General features: G+C 65.0%; 2 protein-coding genes. Both read left to right on the top strand.

All coding sequences use genetic code 11. From position 1 onward, the window contains the following. Nucleotides 1–271: MaoC family dehydratase (locus EN991_RS37765; RefSeq protein ID WP_164769730.1), on the top strand; the 271-nt coding region annotated here is incomplete at its 5' end. A 2-nt stretch (nucleotides 272–273) separates the two neighbouring features. Beyond that, nucleotides 274–991, top strand: a 718-nt coding sequence (locus tag EN991_RS37760) for a CoA ester lyase (protein ID WP_164766160.1), incomplete at its 3' end; no start/stop codon positions are given.

Below are 991 nucleotides of genomic sequence, written 5' to 3'. Positions count from 1 at the left end.
GTTCACGCTCGGGCTGATGATCGGCATTTCGGTCAATGACATCACCGTCGGCACCACGGTGGCCAATCTCGGCATGAAGGAAACCGTGTTTCCACATCCGGTCTTCCATGGCGATACCGTTCGCGTCGAGACGACAGTCATCTCGGTGCGCGAGTCCAGGTCGAAGCCCGATCGCGGCATCGTCGAATTCGAGCATCGCGCCTACAACCAGCATGGCGATCTCGTCGCCAAATGCACCAGGCAAGCGATGATGCTGAAGAAGGCAGCCTGATCATGCGCTCGCTGCTGTTCGTCCCCGGTGACTCCGAGAGGAAGCTGGAAAGGGGTTTTGGTGCCGGCGCCGACGTGGTCATCGTCGACCTCGAGGATTCCGTGGCGCCGCACAACAAGGCGCTGGCGCGCGGCGTAGCGGCGCGCTTCATCCTGGAACGCAGGGCACAAACGACTTCCGCCATCTATGTCAGGGTCAATGACCTCGCGACCGGGCTGACGGATAACGATCTGGCGGCGCTGGTTCCGGCGAAACCCGACGGCATCATGCTGCCCAAGTCGAACGGCGGCCAGGATGTGCAGCACCTATCGGCAAAACTCAGGGTGCGCGAGGCCGAAAACGGCCTGGCCGACGGCGCGATCAAGATCCTGCCGATCATCACCGAAACGCCGGCAGGCGTGCTGGCGGCGGCAACCTATGCCGGGACCAGCGCGCGGCTTGCCGGGCTCACCTGGGGCGCGGAAGACCTGTCGGCGGCGCTCGGTGCGCGCTCGGCTCGCGACGAGCGTGGCCGCTACACGGACGTGTTCCGTCACGCTCGCACCATGACCATACTCGCCGCCGGTGCGGCGGAGGTCGCGGCGATCGACACCGTCTTCCCGAATTTTCGCGACATGGCGGGCTTCGCCGCGGAGTGCGCCGAGGCCGAACGCGATGGCTTCACCGGCAAGATGGCGATCCACCCCGATCAGGTGCCGGTCATCAACGCAGCCTTCACGC

This window comes from Mesorhizobium sp. M7A.F.Ca.US.005.03.2.1, assembly GCF_003997795.1.
GTDB lineage: Bacteria > Pseudomonadota > Alphaproteobacteria > Rhizobiales > Rhizobiaceae > Mesorhizobium > Mesorhizobium ciceri.
The sequence above is the reverse complement of the archived record's forward strand: the minus strand, read 5'-3'. Positions and strand labels throughout refer to the sequence as shown.